This window comes from Microcoleus sp. CZ3-B2, from assembly GCF_036705055.1.
GTDB lineage: Bacteria > Cyanobacteriota > Cyanobacteriia > Cyanobacteriales > Microcoleaceae > Microcoleus.
On the sequence record NZ_JAUBTN010000014.1, the window covers coordinates 45,760 to 65,090 of the forward strand.

At 46.0% G+C, this 19,331-nt stretch carries 11 protein-coding genes; 5 read left to right on the forward strand and 6 right to left on the reverse strand.

Annotated elements, in window-relative coordinates:
• Positions 1 to 68 precede the first annotated feature (68 nt).
• On the reverse strand, positions 69 to 2,621 hold the full coding sequence (locus QUA97_RS08890; RefSeq protein WP_194067643.1) for a hybrid sensor histidine kinase/response regulator: 2,553 nt from the start codon (positions 2,619 to 2,621) through the stop codon (positions 69 to 71).
• Positions 2,622 to 2,870: 249 nt separating this feature from the next.
• Between QUA97_RS08890 and QUA97_RS08895 the strand changes: the two genes are divergently transcribed.
• The 5 genes from QUA97_RS08895 to QUA97_RS08915 all read left to right on the forward strand — a co-directional run bounded on the left by QUA97_RS08895 (position 2,871) and on the right by QUA97_RS08915 (position 12,094).
• On the forward strand, positions 2,871 to 4,157 hold the full coding sequence (locus tag QUA97_RS08895) for a chemotaxis protein (RefSeq protein ID WP_333194398.1): 1,287 nt from the start codon (positions 2,871 to 2,873) through the stop codon (positions 4,155 to 4,157).
• Between the two features lie 474 nt (positions 4,158 to 4,631).
• A complete protein-coding gene (locus QUA97_RS08900; protein ID WP_333116346.1) occupies positions 4,632 to 6,551 on the forward strand; it encodes a response regulator in 1,920 nt (639 codons plus the stop codon).
• 646 nt (positions 6,552 to 7,197) lie between these two features.
• Entirely contained in the window at positions 7,198 to 10,671 is a 3,474-nt protein-coding gene (locus QUA97_RS08905; protein ID WP_333194399.1) for a PAS domain S-box protein, read from the forward strand.
• Positions 10,672 to 11,371: 700 nt separating this feature from the next.
• Positions 11,372 to 11,680 carry a DUF1830 domain-containing protein gene (locus QUA97_RS08910; RefSeq protein ID WP_333194400.1) on the forward strand — a complete coding sequence of 103 codons (309 nt, stop codon included), beginning with the start codon at positions 11,372 to 11,374 and terminating at the stop codon, positions 11,678 to 11,680.
• A 69-nt stretch (positions 11,681 to 11,749) separates the two neighbouring features.
• Positions 11,750 to 12,094: a late competence development ComFB family protein gene (locus QUA97_RS08915; protein WP_194008929.1), complete on the forward strand. Its 345-nt coding sequence runs from the start codon at positions 11,750 to 11,752 to the stop codon at positions 12,092 to 12,094.
• A 92-nt stretch (positions 12,095 to 12,186) separates the two neighbouring features.
• Here the strand turns inward: QUA97_RS08915 and QUA97_RS08920 are convergent, their stop codons facing one another.
• The 5 genes from QUA97_RS08920 to QUA97_RS08940 all read right to left on the reverse strand — a co-directional run bounded on the left by QUA97_RS08920 (position 12,187) and on the right by QUA97_RS08940 (position 19,084).
• A complete protein-coding gene (locus tag QUA97_RS08920) occupies positions 12,187 to 12,540 on the reverse strand; it encodes a DUF6464 family protein (RefSeq protein ID WP_194067645.1) in 354 nt (117 codons plus the stop codon).
• Positions 12,541 to 12,788: 248 nt separating this feature from the next.
• Complete coding sequence (locus QUA97_RS08925) at positions 12,789 to 13,529, reverse strand: sucrose-phosphate phosphatase (protein WP_333194401.1); 741 nt, start codon at positions 13,527 to 13,529, stop codon at positions 12,789 to 12,791.
• Positions 13,530 to 14,014: 485 nt separating this feature from the next.
• Positions 14,015 to 17,362 carry a PAS domain S-box protein gene (locus QUA97_RS08930; RefSeq protein ID WP_333194402.1) on the reverse strand — a complete coding sequence of 1,116 codons (3,348 nt, stop codon included), beginning with the start codon at positions 17,360 to 17,362 and terminating at the stop codon, positions 14,015 to 14,017.
• Between the two features lie 558 nt (positions 17,363 to 17,920).
• On the reverse strand, positions 17,921 to 18,580 hold the full coding sequence (locus QUA97_RS08935) for an HAD family hydrolase (protein WP_194067636.1): 660 nt from the start codon (positions 18,578 to 18,580) through the stop codon (positions 17,921 to 17,923).
• 354 nt (positions 18,581 to 18,934) lie between these two features.
• Positions 18,935 to 19,084 (reverse strand): hypothetical protein, encoded by a 150-nt coding sequence (locus QUA97_RS08940; protein ID WP_333194403.1) that lies wholly within the window; start codon positions 19,082 to 19,084, stop codon positions 18,935 to 18,937.
• Between the last annotated feature and the right edge of the window lie 247 nt (positions 19,085 to 19,331).

A 19,331-nucleotide genomic window follows, 5' to 3' on the forward strand; every position in this document is an offset into this window, starting at 1 on the left:
TTATATTAAATGCCCCATGCCCCATGCCCCATCCCTCCGCTTCGCTCCGCCCCATGCCCCATGCCCAATTATCCATTACCAATCCCCACCATTAAAGAAAGAATTTTGTCTAGCAATTGCTGAGGGTGAATCGGTTTAGCCAAACAATCGTTAGCTCCCGCCGTCACGAAAGATACTCGATCTGCAGGAATTTCCTGGGCGCTTAAAGCCAGGATTTTGAGATTTTCAGTAGCTGGTTTTTGGCGCAGTTGTTGGATGATTTCGCAGCCATTCATTCCTGGTAAACGCATATCTACAATCACAGCATTCGGTTGCAAAAGTTCAATTTGTTCTACGGCTGCCGAACCTTCAATCATCCACACTACTTGCAGTCCTGCTGCTGTCAGGATATCGCAAATGAGCATGGCAGTTTCTTCATCTTCTTCGACGAGCACGATGCTGCCTCGCAGGGAGGAGGAGTGCAGCGGTAAAGATGAATTGGATTTTTCATATTTGAATTTTGTGGATTCATCTTTGCTTTTAGTTTGACTCGGTATAAAAACGGTAAAGGTAGAGCCGACATCAACTGTAGAGTTGACTTCGATCGCGCCGCCGTGAAGCTCTACTAACTGTTTGGTTAAGGCTAATCCCAGACCGGTGCCGCCGTATTCGCGGCGGTAGGGAGAATCTAATTGCTGGAATTTTTGAAACAAGAGCGATCGCTGATTTTCGGGGATTCCAATGCCAGTATCTTTGATTTGAAACACAGCGGTGCTACCTGCAGGTGCAGTACCGGGCTGTCGCACTGCTGGCGTTTGATTTTTATCTTCTGTTACCCAAACTCGCAGGATGACTCGCCCGCCTTCGGGAGTAAATTTGATCGCATTTCCTAAGAGATTGAACAGAATTTGTCTCACGCGGCGCGGATCTGCAGTGAAGCGATCGCACTCTTGTTTTACCCGCTGTTCTTGTATTAGTTCTACTCCTTTAGCCGCAGCTTTTTCTTTGAGGGCGTGCAGGCTCTGGGAAGCTAATTTAGAAATTGAAAATTCACTAATTTTTAAGATTGCTTTTCCCGCTTCTACTTGCGATAAATCTAAAATATCGTTGATTAATTCTAATAAGTGGTCGCCGCTATCTCGGATAGTTTGCAGGTATTGTCGCTGCTTTTGCAGCGGCACTTGTTTTGTGCCAACTTTGCCGTAAGACCACCGCAACAGCGTGTCGGAAATGCCGATGACGCAGGTGAGGGGAGTCCGCAATTCGTGGCTCATAGCTGCCAAAAATTCGCTCTTGGCGAGGCTGGCAGACTGGGCGGCGACCAGTGCATCGCGCAGTTCTCGCGTGCGCTCTATGACGCGCTGTTCTGAGGTGCGCTTTTGTTGCTGAACTTCTGCATAAAGTTCGGCTTGGTAAATGGCGATCGCCAAATGTTCTGCTATTTGTCGCAAAAATGTTATTTTGCTTTCTTCCCACTCCCGCACAGTACACTGGTGGGCAATTAGCAGCCCCCACAAGTCGTCTTGAACTACGATCGGCACTAGCAATTTCCCCCGCACCTGAGCCCGCCGCATCAACTCTAAAAAACAAGGGTGCGAAGAGTAAGTTTTTTCCACATCCGCGACGCACAAAGCCAAACCTTTGCGATACTTCTCTGTGTCGATGACTCGATCGAGAAAACAGTCGGCACCTTCACTAAAATTGAGTACAGACGAGATAGCATCGCTGGCTAAAGCTTCGTAGGTAACGCGACCTAAATACAAGAAATACTGGGAATTTTCTTTGAGTTCGCCCGACGCAGAAACCTCTGCCAGTATTTGTTTACTTAATTTGCCATCGGGAGAGGCTGGCATTTTGTCAAATTGATAAATTAACAGGCGATCTACATCCAAAAATTCTCGCACTCTCGAAACTGCTTTTGACAAAATGACAGGCAATTCCAAACTCTGGCGGATTTGAGTTGTCACCTGATTCAAAAGTCGCTCTTGTTCGAGCTGCTGCTGCAAAGCATCTTCCACTGGCTGATAAAATTGAATGCAGGAATTTGGCATTTCTTCTGCGCGATCGCCCACTTCAGTCATCTGGTGCTGTAGCGTTTCGGGAGCGATCGGTTGGGGCGCGGAATTTTCCTCTATTTCCGTTTGGGCTTGTAGGGGCTGGTGATTATTTTTTCTGGCATCGATTGCGAGAATATCCAGCAAATTCAGGGTAAATTCGCTTTGAATAACGGCCGAGTTTGACTGTATATTTTTAATGGCTTGTTTCAGGGCGCGAATATTAATTTTTCCCTTGGTTCCTGGCGTTGTTTTGGCGATTTTTGCTACTATGGGGGAGAGGAAATTTGCGATCGCCTCTGGCTCGAAAGTCAACTCCACATTTAATTGCCAATTGAGATGTTTTTCGCTGTGTTTGCGTTCGTTTGTTGCAGCAGCATCTAATGGCTTCCCCCGCAGCAGCGCGCTAAACCCCTCTGATATTAATGCTGCAAACCGTTCCGACGAGTTTTCCCGATTTTCAGTAAAGGCAGGAGCATCGTCCGCCAGCCAAATCGCCCCCGGGAGTTCAGCCATTTGCTGTAACAACTGGTAAGCAGCCTCAAAGGTTGCTAGTGGCAAAGTTCGACTTAAGCTTTTTGGTTTCAATCTAGGTATTTTTCCGGTTGTTTTCAAGAACACAAGATCGAGCCCGATATTTTAGGGACGAAACCGGGGCGCAGCAGGCGCGAACGCTCCCAAAGACTTGAGATGAAAGTAATCAGAAGGCAGGCTCTCATCAGGCCCGCGAGTGGGAGAGTACATTTCTCCCTATAGTTGTGATTACTTTAAACAATCTTATTCCAGTATAATATCAATATATAATTTGTTAACTTCTACTTAACACTATCCGGGTAAATGAGCAATCCAACTCAACTCACCCCCGATTTCACGATCGGACATCTGCCGTCTCACCACTGCCAAGTGAGTGCTGCAACTCTAGGACAGGTAGTGGCTGAAAAATTCGAGGAAGAACCAGACCTGCCGGGAGTAATTATTACTCACGAATCGCAGGTGTTGGGAATGATTTCTCGTGTCAAATTTCGAGAGCAAATGATTCTTCCCGATCGGGTAGAACTTTACGGGCAGCACCCGATTCGCTCTTTGTTAGATTTTATTAGAATTCCGCCTTTGGTGATGGAGGAAAACTGGAAAATTGATGATGCCGTGCAAGCCTCTCTCAACAGGCAAAAAGACTTGATTTATGAACCAATTATTGTGGTAATGAAAAACCACACACTCCGCCTTTTGGACGTTCAAACTCTGGTAATAGCGCAATCTCAAAATTTAGCGCAAGCTTACAAAATTATTCAAAAATATCGAGCAGAAAAACAAAAATATCTGGCGATAATTCAAAAAGAGCAAGCCCAAGTTCGCGAATATCATAAGCTTTTACAATCCCAACTTCTGGAAACAAAAAAATCGCAAAATACTCCCAGTTCTCAGGAATTGGCACTGGTAAAACAAGCCGAACAAATTGCTCAAATGAATCGGCGATTTGTGAGAATTGCGAAGTTGATTTCGTCGGAGGGTCGCCAAGCATTTCAAGCTACTTTTCAAGGTGCTAATTCTATTTGCAACAATACAGATAAAATTTTGGGAGTTGGCAAAGCCATAGCTAACGATCTAGAAACGGTTAACCGCACTTCCCGAACTATCCGGGAGGCGATCGAACAAGTCAGGCATTTAGCAGTACAGGTGGCTGTAGTTACCAATCAGATGGGAAGCAAGCCCAACGGTCTTGGCCAAGTGAGTTTAGAAATTGGCCGACTGGCAAGTAAAACTTTTGAATTGGGGACTCAAATAGAGCAAATTGCCAGCCGGTTTAAACTTCGCGTTCACGAACTCACGGAGGCGGCAAGAGCTGGTGCTAATGTGGCAAAATTCGTGACCATCAAGATCGATCGTGCCGAAATGGCGCTGTTAGAATTGGAAGAATTAATAGCAGAAAAAAATCCTAATTCATTTATAGATACTAAAGAATCTCTAGGTGTCAACAAAAGTGTTACAGCCCATTCTTTAGTTAAAGATATAGAACACGCAGAAATCGCCGTTTCTGAATTAGAAGAAATAGTTAAGCAACAAAATTCTTCGCAATATCTGATCGAAAAAATTCAGCAGGCTCTGAAGTCAAAAAAGCCCTGAAATTTTAGCAAGAATATGGTAATAAATTGAATTTTTTCCAAAATCACAAGCATAATAAAACTTTACATTTTGACTGTTGAAAAAATACTATTTGTTTGAGCGAGGTGAAACAAATTAAAATAAGAGTTGGAAAAGGCTATTGAACATGGGTGTCAACTTAATCTCTTGTGCCGTGCCGCTCTATTGTTTGACGGGCAGAACCCCCTGCGCCCCTGTTCCCTTGGGAGAAGAGTGTTCAAAGTGAGTATTGTTGAGGGGTATTAGTGGGTATTGCTCCCCATCGAGACCAATCGGACGAGAGATACAAAAGACCTCTCATAAAAAGCCTGTACAGAGCAGGCATCCTCGCCGCTCCACAAGAATTATTCGAGAGGTATCAAGAAGTTATGATTTCATTTGACATGATGCCGGCTATTGAAATCCGCAAAAATTGATCGCAAATTACACAAACAGCTTAATTAAAAGGTGATATTTATGAAAATCTTGCTAGTAGAAGATGACACAATTACAATTAATTTGTTAACTCAATCGCTCAACGCTCACAATTACAATGTGAATGCGGCGACAGACGGTGAAACAGCATTACATTTGGCGCGGGCTTACGATTACGACTTGATTGTTTTGGATGTGATGATTCCTAAATTAGACGGTATTAGTTTGTGTCGTAAATTGCGATCGTCCGGCTGCAAAATGCCGATTTTACTGCTGACGGCGCTAGATAGCAGCAGCAATTTAGTTGAAGGTTTAGAAGCCGGTGCAGATGATTATGTGGTCAAGCCCTTCAATCTGAAAGAATTAATTGCTCGCATTCGGGCTTTGTTGCGCCGGGGTAAGGCAAGTTTGTCGAGTACAAATTTGACTTGGGAAAAACTGCAAGTCAACCCGGATACTACGGAAGTCACTTATGCCGAAAAGATGCTGCATTTGACTCCTAAAGAGTACAATTTGTTGGAACTTTTTCTGAGAAATCCCCGGCGCATTTTCAGCCGCAGCGCTATGCTCGATCGCATTTGGTCGTCCGGCGAATTTCCTCAAGAAGAAGCCGTTACCGCTCACATCAAGGGGTTGCGGCACAAACTGAAAGCAGCCGGGATGACGGTAGATTTAGTCGAAACTGTGTACGGATTGGGCTATCGGCTCAAAAGTCTGCCGGAGGATATGGAAAACCAAAAAATTCTCCAGGAAACGGCAGAAACTACTAGAAGTCAAGAGAGTTTATCTGCTGAATCCAGCGGGCAGAATCAGGAATTAAATAATGAGGATCGCCACTTGAAAGTCCTGAGTGCGATCGCCCAAATTAGGGAAAAGTTAAAAGTCGATTTTAGCGAAAAGGTGGCGATATTCGATCGCGCGATCGCTCAACTCAAAAGCGGAAGCTTGGAGGACGAACTGCGGCGGGAAGCTCAGGAGCAAGCTCATAAATTAGTCGGTTCTTTGGGAACTTTAGGGCTGCCGAAAGGTTCGGAAGTGGCGCGCAAAATCGAACATTTGTTCAAGGCGGAAAATGTCTTGAAACCTGGGAATGCTGAGCTGATGGAGGAATTTCTGGATTTGCTCAAACAGGTATTCGATCGCCCGCCGGAACCTGAAACCGAGCCTGTTGCTCAGGTTGTCCAACAATACCGAATCCTGATTGTTGATGATGATACTTTGCAGAGCGATCGACTAAAAATAGCCGCCTCCGGTTCCGGCTTCGAGATAGAAGTCGCAAACTCTCCGCAATCCGCAAGAAATGCGATTTCTCAACGGCCTCCCGACGCGATTTTGCTGGATTTGACCTTTTCCAGAACTCAGGAAAACGGACTTAATCTCCTAGCCGAACTCCGCAGTGAAAAGCCCGAAATTCCGGTGATGGTTTTTAGCGGGCACAATCAATTGAGCGATCGAATAGAAGTTGCTCGTTTGGGAGCTTCCGGCTTTTTACACAAATCAATTCCCGCAGCAGATATACTCAAAGCAGTCGCCCAACTCCTCGACCATACGGACTCTACAGAAGCCAAAGTTATGGTGGTAGATGATGACGTGCATCTATTGGCTGTACTGAAAGTGATTCTACAACCTTGGGGATTTCAGGTGACAACATTAGATAATCCAGAAAAATTCTGGGATGTACTCGAAACCACTTGTCCCGATTTGCTAATTTTAGATGTGGAAATGCCCGGTTATAACGGTATTGAGTTGTGTTTGGCAGTACGGAACGATTTGCGTTGGAGCAAGCTCCCAGTCCTATTTTTGACTGCTCATTCCGAGTCGGAAATAGTGCGCCAAATGTTTGTTGCGGGTGCTGACGATTACGTGAATAAGCCGATCGTAGAACCGGAATTGATTGCTCGCCTCCTGAACCGTTTGGAACGAAGCCAACTCAGACACAGACTGTCTCTGACACAGGGTTAAGCTTAGTCTCGATCCTCCCAGCGCCCTCCTTAAGAAAGATGCCGATCGAGCATAGCTTTTTAAGGAGGATTTAGGGGGATCTAATCTCGACGATAAACCAGAGATACAAAGGTTTTCAGGGGATTCGTGACATCAATCATGCAGCAGATGTCCGAAACTGCCAATCCCAGCTTTCACCCAGAGTTGGGATGGTTAGGTTGTGCGATTGGGAGCATCTGGTGTTTTGCAAAAAGCATTTTTTTGTAGTGCGAACGTCCCCGCTCGCGTCTTGTACCACTCGCGAGCTCTTGAGGTGCTCGCACTATAAATGCAAAACTGAGATGATCCCGTGCGATTCGGATGCGTGTCGATCAATGTTTGATATCATGTAAGTCGATTACCAAAACAAATACTGTTCCCGCGTGCCCACAAAAGTACCCAATATTGAGCCTGTGCAAGTCCGCACGCGCGAACCTTATACCATTTTTCTAAAGATTTGCTATGGATGAAGTCATAGCCCCCCATGCTTTGAGGGGGTTGGGGGGAGGTAGTATGTAGCGCTACTTTATGAAATTGGTATTACTGCGGTCAATAGACCAGACTGGATATGACCGACAGGCAAAAACACAAACTCATTTAAAAACATATTTACAAAAACACGAAAGTAATGGCATTACCCTCAGACAAAGCCGCTCTCAATGACAGCGAATACGAATTAATTTACGCACCGGGTTCCATTCAACCTCACGGTATTTTGTTGGTGCTAGAATCTCCGCTGTTGAAAATTTTGCAAGTTAGCAACAATACTTTTGAGGAACTCGGCATTGACCCCGAAGCACTTTTGGATCATTTTTTACAGGAATTTGTTGAAAGTGCGGAAATTGAGGCTATTGAAAAAGCTTTATTGGGAAATAGCTCTCAACGTAATCGTATTACATTATCATTCAAAAATCAAAAGCGCCAGTCTGTTTTTGAGGGAACGCTGCATCAATCAAGTTCAGTATTAATTGTGGAACTAGAGCCGATTGTTGCGCCCAAAGCTAGCGATTGTTTCAATTCTGATGATTTGATTCAACAGCAGATTGACAAAATCCACAACACGCCAAACCTGCAAGCGCTGTGTCAGACAGCAGTTGAAGAAGTGCGGAGAACGATCGGTTTCGATCGGGCGATCGTCTATCAATTTGATGCCACCGGTGCCGGGAAAGTCGTCGCCGAAGACAAAGTAGAAAATTTAGCTCCTTTATTGGGGCTGCACTATCCGGCTACTGATATTCCCCACCAGGCCAGAAACCAGTTCACGATGAATTTAATTCGGTTTATTCCCGATATTCACTATCAGCCCGTACAACTAATTCCTCACTGCAATCCGCTGACCGGTCGCCCTCTGGAGCTGGAATTTTCTTTGTTGAGAACAGTTTCTCCTTGCCACCTTCAATATCTAAAAAATATGAAGATTGGCGCCAGCATGACGGTGACATTAATGAAAGACCAAAAACTCTGGGGATTAATTGCCTGTCACCACCAAACACCAAAGTATCTCAACTACAGAACAAGAAAGACTTGCGAATTACTAGCCAAATTTGTCAATTTAGAACTAAACTACAAACAAGATAGCGAAAATCGAAACTATGCAATTTCTTTAAAAGAAATTTGCCGTAAATTTATCGCTGAATTTTCTCAAGAAAACTGTTTTGTAGAAGGTTTACTTAAATCCCCAGAGGCATGGCTGGCATTGGTGGGGGCTACCGGTGGAGTTGTGTGTGCCAATGAAAATTTGATCGCTACCGGCCAAACCCCGGAATTAGGAGAAATCGAGAAGTTAATTGCTTGGATCAAACCTCAAATAAATAATGAAATTTTTTATACAGATTGTCTGGCAAAACTGTATCCGCAAGCCCAGAAGTTTAAAGAAGTTGCTAGCGGTTTGCTGGTGATGGCTTTGTCGGAAATGCAAAATTATTATATTTTGTGGTTCCGTCCCGAAGCAATTCAAACTGTCAATTGGGCCGGTCAACCAGACTGGCCAATTGAATTTAAACCGGATGGCAGCAGGTTGATGTCTCCTCGCACTTCCTTTGATTTGTGGCAAGAAACTGTGAGGTTAAAATCTTTGCCTTGGCAGCAGTGCGAAATTGAAATTGCCCGAGAACTGCGAGTGGCGATTGCTAGCATTGAGTTGCGGAAAATCAACCAGCAGCTTAACTTAGCTTTGTCGGCTACCAAAATCGGATTTTGGGACTGGGACGTGCAGAAAAATTACATTGTTTGGTCGAGGGAACACCAAGAGTTGTTTGGTTTGGCACCGGGAACTTTTGCCGGAAATTATGAAAATTTTGTAGCCTGCATTTACCCAGAAGATTTAGAAACTTTGGAGAATGCTGTGAATGTGGCGCGAGTGCAGCGGGCAGATTTCTATCACGAACACCGCGTGATTTGGCCTGATGGCAGCATTCACTGGATTGAGGGGAAAGGTAAGTTTTTTTATAGCGAAGCGGGCGATGCAGTGCGGATGGTGGGGACTGTTAGAGAAATTACCGATCGCAAAGCTAGAGAATTAGAGTTGCGTTTGTTGGAATCTGCAGTCACCACAACTAACGACGCGGTGTTAATTACCGAAGCTGAACCGATTGACGAACCGGGCCCGCGAATTCTGTATGTCAACCCAGCTTTCACGCGGATGAGTGGCTATACGCTAGAAGAAGTTTTGGGCAAAACGCCGCGCATTTTGCAAGGAGAAAAAACAGATAGAGCAAGTCTAGATAGCATTCGGACAGCTTTGAAAAATTGGCAGCCGGTGCGGGTTGAGTTGATAAATTACCGCAAAGACGGGACGGAATTTTGGGTAGAATTGAGTATTGTTCCCATAACCAACGAAAGTGGTTGGTTTACCCATTGGGTGGCCGTGCAGCGCGATATTAGCGATGCCGTGGCGGCAGCTACGCAACGCAAACAAGCTGAAGCCGCCCTCCAACAGCTCAACGAACGGTTAGAAATGCGAGTTTTGCAGCGAACCAGAGAACTAGAAAATTCTCAAGCAGAACTCCGGGAAAACGAAGCTTTATTTCGCTCTCTGAGCGAGAGTTCCCCTGTGGGCATTTTCAAAATCGATGGTGGGGGACAATGTACCTATACAAATCCGCGCTGTCAAGCAATTGGTGGCTTCACAGCAGCAGAAGCTTTGGGAAGCGGCTGGATGCAGTTTGTTCACCCGGAAGACATTAAACTAATTCGGTCTAAATGGTCGGAATCGCGATCGCTAGAAGAGGTATTTTCCTGCGAATTTCGCCACGTCAAACTAGACGGAACAATCAGGTTTTGTTGGCTAAAAACAGCTCCGATTTTTTCCAACCGAGGTCAACTAATCGGTCACGTCGGCACAGTCACGGATATCACAGAAAGCCGGGAAATTGAAAAAATGAAAAATGAGTTTATTTCCATTGTCAGCCACGAACTGCGAACGCCACTTACTTCAATTCACGGTTCTTTAGGTTTGCTGGCTGCTGGGGTACTCAAAGACAAACCGGAAACGGCCAATAAGATGTTACAAATTGCGTCGAGCCAGACAGAACGGTTAGTGCGTTTGGTTAATGATATTCTCGATTTAGAGCGGCTAGAATCGAGCCAAGTTACGATTATCAAGCAGTGGTGCGACGCGGAGGTTTTGATCCGGAAGTCTGCGGAAGCTGTGCTGTCTGTGGCGGCTGAAAATCAAATTAATTTGTCGATTTTGCCCTCTTGTGCACAAGTTTGGGCAGAGCCCGACAGGATCGTTCAAATGCTGGTAAATTTGTTGAGCAATGCGATTAAATTTTCGCCGAGCGGGTGTACAGTAACTGTTAGGGTTGAAGATTTAGGCGGTTCCCTACGGGATAGCTACGCTTCACGAGTTTTATTTGAAGTCAAAGATCGGGGTCGGGGGATTCCTGCCGATCAACTAGAAACTATCTTTGGACGATTTCAACAGGTGGATGCTTCTGACTCCCGCCAAAAAGGAGGTACGGGTTTGGGTTTGGCTATCTGTCGCAGCATCGTACAGCAGCACGGCGGCAGAATTTGGGTCGAAAGTGTTGTTTCTGAAGGCAGCAGTTTCTATTTCACGGTGCCTGGACCGTTTGAAAGCGAAGGGGAAAAAAGTTAGCTAACAATCTCGGAAAAAAGCGACAATATCAAGGTCAAACCCGCTAAAATCGCGGTAATTTCCTTGCAAAGATCGCGCAATTATGTTAATAAATCGGGTTTATGCGTCCAGGAAAATCCTAATTCGGCTGTTTTCAGAATTTCCTCATTTTTTTGATTTAGCTTTGAGATCGGGTGATTGGTTACTTTAAACCCTGATTCCCCAGAAGTTCCACAGATAACCTCGGGGAGTCCGGGTTTTTTGTTGCCGGCAAAATATAGCGGACTCTACATTATTTACGCGCAGAATAACTGTTGTTGAAGTTACCGAGACTTGCGTCAAGCACTGGTTAAAAACCCGGACTGTCGAAGGCAGCGAAGTTTTTTTAGGACTGGCGCGCGGGCGGCAATCACCTTGATTTTTCACGAATATACAGAGTCTGCAGCCGACAGATTAGGTAAAAAACCCGGGTTTCTGCGCTAGTGCGGTAATGCCTGCTGCGGCAAAAGTATATTCATCGAAAAAAAATGATAGTCTTCATAATTCCCTCAGATTTTTTAGATATTGTTTGTTTTAGGTTCTACAGTTGAAGGTCGCACTCTCAGCAGTATCCCGCTGCCGAAGAAAAAACCTGCAGTCTGGGGAGTCGGGGTCAGGGATGGTGCTTTCGATTAACTGGTGCCACAGCATAAGTTTTTGAAAGATTGTGGAGATTTGTTAAATGTTAGACCGGGTATCTTCTAAAGATAGCGACCACATTTTGTGCTATTACCCAAATACTACGAACCAAATTCAGGTGTTTCGGATTGGGAACATTCCTAATTGGTACTTTGAAAGGGTGGTGTTTCCGGGAGAGCGACTGATGTTTAAAGCTGCGGTAGAAGCAGTCTTAGAAATTCACACCTGCGCCGTAGCAACTGCTATTTTATCAGACAAGATTCCGTGCTACGTGTTGCGGTTTATAGAAGAGGTTGGTTCTGAGTTAGCTCTAGTTTTTCCTAAAGAAAAATGTGCCGTATTGTCGCGCTAAAATTAAGGAGAAATCCAAATAAATAGCACGGAAAAAGTATTAGTTAAGTAGTCTTTTAGGACGGGAAAAATGCAGAAAAATCTGGTCAATATGACCTTGGCTTTAGTGACAGAGGAAGTAGAAATTATCTTGGGTTCTTATCCCAAGTATCCTTACCAAGAAGCTTTTTCCCCTTGGGGCTTGCGGCAGGATTTGATTGCTTACGTGCTCAGCCGAGTTCCTAATAAATATATTGCGATCGACTCCGGTGAGTCTCTCAACCAAAAAGTGCAGATTCGCTGTTCTTCAGAGCAGTTGCTGCACATAGAAAATTTGATTCATACTGGGATTCGCGACGTGCTGCACAGCTATCAGAAGATAGATTACCGCGTTTGGGAACAAGTTAAATCTGGTGAGAGGGCTGCTAGTTGGTAAGAATAGTTTTTCGCTTGATGGGGTAGATGTCAGTCGGCTCGGCACTCTCGGTTGAGCGATCGAGCTATAATTGTGTACCTGTTCGATCGCGATTAACACTTTTGGTAATCGCCGCAGCCGTCGCAGGGGCCATTAGGTTTGACAGCACAGCGGAGAATTTCCGATCGAGCGTTAAAGCGACAGCTAGGATCTCCGATAATCCAGATACCGCTGACAAATGTTCTTTCCGTCGGCGGTTCCACAGACTGCACGTACAGGGCAATTTTTTGCAGTTGGTAGCGGCCGGATTTGAGTTGATAGCGGTGGTGGCGTTCCAAAACAGCATAGGTTTGTTCCTCGAAATCTAGATAGTTCCCCGGTTGCGGTGTCCAATCGAGCCGAATGCTGCCTAAAGATTGGCGGGGGTGAGATAAAATTAATTCTACTGGTAAAGTATTTTGTTCCATGTGGCGGTCTGGCAAGCTAGTATACGCTGATGGTATCGCACTCACAGGTTCGATCGAGATGCGGTGGAGATTCTGAACGGATTTTAACGGTTTGCGGGACTTGCGGTGCGTTTGTAGTAAGGACTTCAGTCCTTGGATCTCGATCGGGCGCGAGCTCGCTTAGGTGCTCGCAGGCTTGAAATGCAAAACATAGATTCTCCCGATGAGGACGGTCATCCTGAGTGGGAACAAAACCGGATTTTGTACCCTCAAAATTCCCAAAAATATGCCATTCCCTCCATGATTCCTCCAGCGCCAGCAGAGCGAGCTAAATAATGATTGTTGCCGCCGAATTCGCGATGCCATGCTAAGAGTTCTGACATGGCGTTAGCGACGATTACTCCGCGAACATCTTGTTCAAACATACTGATATCGTTACCAGAATCGCCGCAGACTAATGTTAACTCTGATGGAATTTCCAGGCGCTTTTGTAAATAAGTCAAGGCCTTACCTTTATTGCTAGTTTCCGGTAAAATATCTACATCGCGATTGCTGCTAAAAATGATTTGAGCGGCCAGTCCCGATGCTGTTAGTTTTTGCTGCAATTCCTGAAGAATCGAGCTGTGTTCTGCTGATGATTCCAGAAAATAACTGATTTTCCAAGGATTTTGTGCTTGTGGGGATTGGGGTTTAAGTTTCTTAAACTGCTGAGCTAAAGAGACGATCGCCATTTTATCCCAATTTTGAGAAATATATTGAGCCCAATCTAAATCCAGAGTGCCATCTTGGTAAATCTCGCTACCTACACCTGCGATTAAATAATCCGGTGCTAGCAGTTGTTTTTCTGCAATTAATTCGCAAGTCGAAGCATGAGAACGCCCGGTAGCGTAAACCAAACAAATTTGCGATCGCATAGATTGCAAGCGCTGGTTAAAAACTTGAGTTGCTTCGTCATTTCCCACGAGCGTATTGTCTAAATCTGTAACTAATAAAAACTTCATTTTTGGCATTATTCAATAGTCAGCAGTCATCAGTCATCAGTGATTAATGATATCGTTGACCGTTGCATCGTCAGGTGATTTAACCGGCGCTAGAACACAGAGTACACAGAGTCCGAGAATACATATCTGAATCATTCCGATGCTACCGGATTTGATATGATATCATGTCCGATGGCTTGACTGCGATCGATCGGGTTCGTAGTGCGGACTTATATCATTTCCGGTTGCATCGGAAAAATAAAATCGAGTCAACAGTCAACAGTCCGTAGGGGCGGTGGATGGTGCGGGCCCGCCCTCTTAACAGTCAACAGTCAGCAGTCAGCAGTCAACAGTCAGCAGTTAACAGTCAACAGTCAACAGTCAACAGTCATCTATGAGTGCTACCGGATTTGATATTAAATCCGTTTTCGCTGCGGACACTTGGACGCAGTACAAACCGTTTTTATTTTGGTAATCAAAGGGAGACGATTTGATTTCTCCCCTGCGTCCGAATGTCAACGAATTGGAATTTCGATAATAAATTCAGTACCTTTACCCGGTTGGGAGACACACTGCAATTTGCCGTTATGTTTTTCAACGACAATTTGGTGCGAAATTGATAAACCCAAACCTGTACCTTTACCTACGGGTTTTGTGGTATAAAACGGGTCAAACAAACGCACAATCTTATCTTCGGGAATGCCAGGGCCGTTGTCTTTAATCCGAACACAAATACTCTTATTATCAATTGTTTCAGTTTTAATTGTAATTGTAGGAAAGCTAAAACCCGCGGTATTTTTTCCTGGGCTGCTGTTTTCTTCCAAGGCATCCATCGCATTGGCTAATACATTCATAAAGACCTGATTTAACAGTCCGGGATGACATTCTATTTCCGGCATTTCTCCGTATTCTTTAATAACTTCAATGCCCTGCCAGTTGGCTTTGGCTTTCAGCCTGCTGTTCAACATTAACAAGGTACTGTCTAAACCTTCGTGAATGTCGGCAGATTTGATTTTTGCTTCGTCCGCCCGCGAGAAATTGCGGAGAGTTTGAATGATTTCTACAATGCGATCGCATCCTGTGTGCATCGAATTGAGCAATTTTGGCAGGTCTTTTGCGAGAAATTCTATGTCTATATCTTCGGCTTGTTTCTGAATTTTGGCTGGAGGAGTTGGGTACTCTTCTCGATACATTTGCACGATGTCTAACAAGTCGAGAATGTAGTCGCGGACGTGGCAGAGGTTGCCGGCGACAAAGCCCACTGGGTTGTTAATTTCGTGGGCAATTCCTGCTAGGACTTGTCCGAGGGAAGACATTTTTTCGGTTTGGACTAACTGCATTTGAGTTTGCTGCAAATTGTGCAAAGCTGTTTGCAGTTCTTGGGATTTTTGCCGATCGCGCTTTGCGGAGGCGGCCCGTTCTTCCTCAACTCCGATCGCCCCAGCAATAATTCCGATCAGCTTGCAATCGGCTTGAGAAGGCGCGATCGGTTCGGTGTAGACAACGCACACCGAACCGACATAATCGTCGCCGCGCCGCACTGCTTGTCCCAGATAGCTTTTGAGTTCGTAGCGGATGACAGCGGGATCGCTTTGGCCGTAGATCGTGTTCTGCAAGTCAGGAATTGCCACAGCCAGATCGCTGGCTTTTTGGTATACGTCAGTGCAGATGTGGCCCTCGGCGCGATCGACCTCCGGGTAGTCAGGCGGCGTTTGCCAAGTTGCGATCGCGCGCAGCAGCCCGCCACCGACGTGGCTGTAGACGGCGCAGGTTCCGCCCAAAAGCTCGCCGGCTAAGGTTGTCAGGCGCTGGATGTTGTCAGCAGCATCGGTGGTGAATCCCAAAAAGCACTCGTTGATTTTGCTGAGGCGGTACTCTGCTTGCCTGCGCGCGGTCATGTCGCGGGAGTTGAGTACAATTCCCCTCACAGCGGGGTCTGCTAGCAGGTTAATGCCGACTCCTTCGAGAAAACACCAAGAACCGTCAGCGCGCCGGAACCGACCTTCTACGGCGATCGGATCGCCGGGATTTGCGATCAGTTGTTGGAGATAGGAAATCACCGAGGGAAGGTCGTCAGGGTGAATGAAATCGAGAACCATTCGACCCATCAGTTCCTCTGGTTCGTACTCCAAGACTGTTTCTACAGAAGGGCTTTCGTAAACAATGCCGCCGCCTTTGTCGAGAATAGTAATGATGTCGGAACTGTTGAGAATTAGCGATCGCCACTTAGCCTCATTTTGCAATAAAGCTGACTCGGCTTGTTTGCGATCGGTAATATCCTCAACCATTTTGAGAATAAACTGCGGCATTCCCTGACTGTTGTCGATGACAGAGGCGCTGAGGCGTCCCCACCTAGTGCTGCCGTCAGGGCGGAGATAGCGCTTCTCGATTTGGTAAGCTTGGCGATCGCCTCCGGCCAACTGCCGGCGCAACTGGCGCGCAACTGGTGCGTCTTCCGGGTGCGCGCAGGAGTCGATATCCACCCCCCGGAGTTCGGCTTCCGATCGCCCCAGCATAGCTTGAAATGCCGGATTAGTGGCGATCGCCATACCTTGGAGAGTAGCGACTGCCATGCCGATCGCACCGCGTTCAAAAATTGCCCGAAACCGCTGTTCGCTTTCGCGCAAAGCTGCTTCTGCTTCCACTTGCTGGGTGATGTCCCGCCCCGCCACTGCCATGCCTTTGCGGGAACCGTCGGGGTTGAACAGCGGCACTTTCCGCACTTCAAACAAATTGCTGCCGCCTGTGGGTAAGGGGACAATTTGGCTGCAGGAGGTAAGAGTGCCTGCTTCCCAGGTGGTTTCGTCGGTTTCCTGCCAATTTAACAGGATTTCTCTGACTCTGGGATCGGCTGCTGCTGCGAGTTCGGCAGTCGTTTTGCCTTGGTAATCTGCGGTTTCCCAGCCCAAAAGTTTGAGGGCGCAGTCGTTAGCAATCAGCCAGCGCCCCTCGCTGTCTGTGAGGTTGATGGCATCGGGCACGGCATCGATCGCGGTTTTCAGCCAGTATTCTCGATCGCGCAGGGCTGCTTCGGCTGATTTGCGATCGGCGATTTCGGCGACAGTTCCTTCGTAGTAAAGGAGTTTACCTGCTTTGCTGCGGACTTCGCGCACGTTTTCCGAGATCCAGGTAGTGCTGCCGTCAGAGCGACGGACGCAGGACTCAAACTCTTTCAGGGACGAGGTGCGGCTGATTTCGGCGATAAATTCCGCGCGGCGGGTGCGATCGGCGTAAAGGTTTTTTGCCGAACATTTTGCGATCAGTTCTGAGGGGGAATCGTAGCCGTACATTCGGGCGAGTGCGGGGTTGGCGCTGAGGTAGCGCCCGTCTGGGGCGGTTTGAAATATGCCTTCGGTGGCATTTTCAAAGATGCTGCGGTATTTTGCTTCGGCTTGTTTGAGGGCTTCTTCTGCGTGCTTGCGATCGGTGATATCAGCTTGGACACCGATAAAATGGGTGACGGTGCCGCTGCTGTCGCGCACCGGCGAGATGGTGAGTTCGTTCCAGAAAGGAGTGCCGTCTTTGCGGTAGTTTTTCAGAACTACTTTGCAGTCGTGTTGTTCTTTCAGGGCTGCGCGGATTTTAGCGACGGCGGCGCGATCGGTATCCGGGCCTTGCAGGAAGCGGCAGTTGTGCCCGATGACTTCGCCCGTCGAGTAGCCTGTAATCCTCTCGAAAGCTGGGTTGCAGTAGACTATTGGTTGGTCTGGTAAGGTAGCGTCCGAAATCGCGATGCCGTTGCTAGTAGCTGCCAAGGCGCGATCGTACAGCCTCCATACTTCTTCTATTAAATTCGGTGCATTGCCACCAGTGCGAGTCGGCGATAGCGTTTCAGAAGGAATACTTATATTATCGATCTGCATGAGTTTTTTATAGATTGAGTTTCTTGTCGGTTCCGACTGACTGCACCCCAAAGTTCAACAGAATTGTCCTATTTTCCTGCGCCCCAAGTGAGAAGGCGATCGTGCAGAATTTATGCCGTAAATCCTACAAGAGAAAAAATCTAGTCTCCCTCATTTTTCTTTTCTTCTGCCTTGAGCCTTTTGCTTTGTGCCTTCAAACGAATCCTACTTGCTAATTTATAATAGTTGTTGCTAGGATATCTCTATCTCTGGTATGGTTTAGTTTGCAGATGTCGCGCGGCTTACCGGTTCGCACAGCTAATTGTTTATAACGAACAAAAAAACACCTGCTATCTTTAAATATTTTTTTATTCAGAACTTGCAATTTTAAAATCTATTTAAAATTGCCGATTATATCAAATCCGTTAGCCTCGGAATAGTAAATTCACTGTTAACGGTTAACAGTCAACGGTTAACCGTTAACATCATGAGGAGTGCAACCAGAATTGATATTAAGTGCTGTAATTATTTTATTTAATAAAAATAATTGAACTTCTCCTGAAACAAACCGACTCAAGATTAATTTTGAATCATCGCAGCAAGTTCCGAAATATTGTCGATCGCCAAAGTCGGTTTTAGGGCGAGACACTCAGCGCGATCGCCATATCCGTAAGCCGCCCAACAAACATCTATCCCAGCATTTTTCGCAAACAACAAATCAACCGCCGTATCGCCAACCATTAAAACTTGACTGTTCTCCAAATCCGGGAACAGCGGTTTAACTATCGAGTGAAAAACACTCGGATTAGGTTTTTGAATAATTTGTCCGTCATCACCTACAATCAAGTCAAAAAAACTGTGAATTTTCAACTTTTCTAGAAACAAATTAACAAAACTAACGTGCTTGTTGCTAAAAACTCCCAGACTCAATCCCGACTTGCTCGCCAACTGCAAAACTTGCTTGGTTCCGGGAAATAAATCTAGCTGCTTTTCACCTTCTGTCCGATAAAAAGAGCGGTAAGTTTCCACCCATTGGGGAATTGCGCTTTCCTCGATCGCCGGATTGAGGATTTTGAAACTATTTGCTAAATTAATCCCGATCGTCCCTTGAATTGTCTCAGCAGCAGGCGGATCAATATTGAAACTTTCAAAAGTTTTGGTAAAGCAATATACAATAGCTTTGTGAGTAATTGCCAAGGTGCCGTCAAAATCGAAAATAATTAACTTATACTGACTCATCTTCCTCAAAAAATCCTCAAATTAGAATAGGTGCGAATAAATTTAACATAGAGATGCGACTTTTGCAGTAGTCATAAACTCCATTGTATTAGAGCTTACAGGCTAAACCCGCCCCGACAATCGACCCCATAAACCCGGTGTCTACAAATATTTCTAGTTATTAGTAAGTAAGTCGGTGGGGAAAAACACAACTGTGTTAAGAAAGATAAATGAGGCTAAAACCCCAATCCCTCCTGCATTCTGTCTCCTGACTCCTGCCTCATCCCAACTACAAATATTTACGCCTTTCTACTTATAAGTTTATCATTTAATCGAAGACCGCTTCGAGCTAGCCACAAAAAATAATCGCGGACATTACCCGATCGCGCAAATAAAAGTAGAATTAGGCATTTGGCAAGGAGTCGATCGGGGCGTAGAACTGCCTTGGCTGCGCTGGTGGGAGGCATCGGGGACTTTGCTGCCGGCGGCGGAGGAACGAGCAGAACAAGAACGACAAAGGTGCATAGAAGCTGAGTTGCGAATTCAAGCTTTGGAAGCGCGTTTGCGAGAGTTAGAAGGCAGCTAATAGGTAGCCAGAAACCGGGTTTTTCCGCCAAAATATTCGCAAAAAATCCTCAATCTCCCAAAAACCCGGTTTCTTTGAACTTACGCAGCAATGACGAGAAACCGGGTTTTTGGGTCAAGATATTCGATTCAAACCCTCAATCTCGCCAAAAACCCGGTTTCTTTATTGGCAGTGCATAGGTAAACG